The sequence below is a fragment of the Saccharomonospora saliphila YIM 90502 genome (assembly GCF_000383795.1).
Taxonomy (GTDB): Bacteria; Actinomycetota; Actinomycetes; order Mycobacteriales; family Pseudonocardiaceae; genus Saccharomonospora; species Saccharomonospora saliphila.
In genome coordinates this window covers 1-2,404 of the sequence record NZ_KB912729.1, presented here as the reverse complement: position 1 = coordinate 2,404, position 2,404 = coordinate 1, and the positions used below count along the sequence as shown (strand labels likewise).

3 protein-coding genes are annotated in these 2,404 nt (G+C 69.6%); all 3 read left to right on the top strand.

Annotated features, from left to right (window positions below):
• Nucleotides 1-202 precede the first annotated feature (202 nt).
• The 3 genes from SACSA_RS27095 (at nucleotide 203) to SACSA_RS0120555 (ending at nucleotide 2,342) form a co-directional block, all read left to right on the top strand.
• Nucleotides 203-337 (top strand): hypothetical protein, encoded by a 135-nt coding sequence (locus SACSA_RS27095; RefSeq protein ID WP_269634828.1) that lies wholly within the window; start codon nucleotides 203-205, stop codon nucleotides 335-337.
• A gap of 199 nt (nucleotides 338-536) precedes the next feature.
• Complete coding sequence (locus SACSA_RS0120560; protein WP_019819737.1) at nucleotides 537-1,760, top strand: NADP-dependent isocitrate dehydrogenase; 1,224 nt, start codon at nucleotides 537-539, stop codon at nucleotides 1,758-1,760.
• 255 nt (nucleotides 1,761-2,015) lie between these two features.
• Nucleotides 2,016-2,342 (top strand): SH3 domain-containing protein, encoded by a 327-nt coding sequence (locus SACSA_RS0120555; protein WP_028662094.1) that lies wholly within the window; start codon nucleotides 2,016-2,018, stop codon nucleotides 2,340-2,342.
• Nucleotides 2,343-2,404: the final 62 nt, after the last annotated feature.

Here is a 2,404-nt window from a genome sequence, read left to right as displayed (position 1 = left end):
GACGGTGCGCGCGGGGGCGCCCCGGACGGCGGCCGTGTCGACGACGACGGCGTCGTGCCGCGCACGGCCGAGGAGGCGGGCTACTACGCCATCTGGCGCCGTCACTTCGCGGGGATTCGCGCGGAGCGCACGCTGGGCCGCTTCGCCACCACCTGACCGGCAGGCTGCCGGGCTCGACCTCCGCGTGCCGCACGTCGGCCTCGTGGTCCAGGAGGTCGCCGACTTCGTCAGCGGTTCCCTCGTCGGGGTCGCGCTGGCCATGTTGGTGCGGTTCCGGGGGTTCCGGCGGTGGGTGTTCCCGGACGAGCTGGGCGGGCGCCGCGCCGACACGGCGTGACCGGCCGGTTCCGGTCGCGGCCGCTCACGTCGGAGCCGTGGTGAGCAGGCATCGGATTCGTCCCGCTCCGCACGCCACCGGGGCGTGGTGTGCGACGTACATTGCGGGGTGGGAGACGTACGGAGGCTTCTAGCAGTACGCTTGTACCGCTACCACGTGCCGACGAACGCGAAGATCCGCGAGAGGAGTCCCGCCGCTCATGGCCAAGATCAAGGTCGAGGGCACCGTCGTCGAACTCGACGGCGATGAGATGACCCGCATCATCTGGCAGTTCATCAAGGACAAGCTCATCCACCCGTATCTCGACATCGACCTCGAGTACTACGACCTCGGCATCGAGGAGCGGGACCGCACGGACGACCAGGTCACCGTCGACGCGGCGAACGCCATCGCCAAGCACGGCGTCGGCGTCAAGTGCGCGACGATCACGCCCGACGAGGCCCGGGTGGAGGAGTTCGGCCTGAAGAAGATGTGGCGGAGCCCGAACGGCACCATCCGCAACATCCTCGGCGGCGTCGTCTTCCGCGAGCCCATCATCATCTCGAACATCCCGCGCCTGGTACCGGGCTGGACCAAGCCGATCATCATCGGCAGGCACGCCCACGGCGACCAGTACAAGGCCAGCGACTTCAAGGTCCCCGGCCCGGGCACCGTGACGATCACCTACACGCCGGAGGACGGCTCGGAGCCCATCGAGATGGAGGTCGCCAAGTTCCCCGAGGGCGGCGGCGTCACGATGGGCATGTACAACTACCGGCGCTCGATCGAGGACTTCGCCCGCGCCTCGCTGCGCTACGGCCTCGACCGTGAAATGCCGGTGTACATGTCGACGAAGAACACGATCCTGAAGTCCTACGACGGGATGTTCAAGGACGTCTTCGCCGAGATCTACGAGTCCGAGTTCAAGGCCGACTTCGAGGCCAAGGGCCTGACCTACGAGCACCGCCTGATCGACGACATGGTGGCGGCCTCCCTGAAGTGGGAGGGCGGCTACGTCTGGGCGTGCAAGAACTACGACGGCGACGTGCAGTCCGACACCGTGGCACAGGGCTTCGGCTCGCTGGGCCTGATGACCTCGGTGCTGCGGACCCCGGACGGCCGGACGGTCGAGGCCGAGGCCGCGCACGGCACCGTCACCCGGCACTACCGCCAGCACCAGGAGGGCAAGCCGACCTCGACCAACCCCATCGCCTCCATCTTCGCGTGGACCCGGGGGCTGGAGCACCGGGGCAAGCTGGACAGCAACTCCGAGCTGGTCGGCTTCGCGAACAAGCTGGAGCAGGTCGTCGTCGAGACCGTCGAGAGCGGCAAGATGACCAAGGACCTGTCGCTGCTGGTCGGCGGGGACACCCCGTACCAGACCACGCAGGAGTTCCTGGCGACCCTGGACCGCAACCTCGCGGCCAAGATCGCGCAGGGCTGACCGAGCGAGGACCCGCCGCTGTTGGCGTGTCGGCAAGGCCTCCTTTACTGCGTTCAGTGCAGTGAAGGGGGCCTTGCCTGTACATGCGGGGAGTACGCGCGGCACGCGGCCGGGTGGCCCGAGCCGGGCACACACAGTGACGACGGGGTCCTCGTGCCGTGCGGCCAGGTTCGCCCAGCCGGACCTGTTCCGATGGTCCCGCCGCTCTCTACGCTGCCCGCGGGTGCTGTCACCGTGGCGTGAGGAGCGTGCCGCGTGCTCGGAATACCGAAGCGAGCGTTGATCGTCGTCGCCGTCGCCTTCGGGCTCGCGCTCATCTACACCACCGGGTCCGAACAACGGGAGTCCGAGGCGGAGTCGGGCGGCTCCGGGGACGCCGCCGGGTGCCGCGTGACCGTCACCGCCGACGTCCTCAACGTCCGCGCGGGTCCGGGCACCGGGCACGACATCGTCGGCAAGTACACCGAGGACGCCGAGACCGACGCCACGACGGAGGTCCGGGAGGGCTTCCGCCGGATCGCCGAGGGGCGCTGGGCCGCCGACGAGTTCCTCACCCCCACCGACGGCGCCGACTGCGGCTGATCCGCGCCGGCTCCCCTCCCCACGGCCGGTCCACGCCGCGCAGACCCGCGCGCGATGGCGTC

Coding starts and splice junctions, on each gene's coding strand:
- SACSA_RS0120560 (WP_019819737.1), top strand. CDS start 537: ATGGCCAAGATCAAGGTCGAGGGCACCGTCGTCGAACTCGACGGCGAT.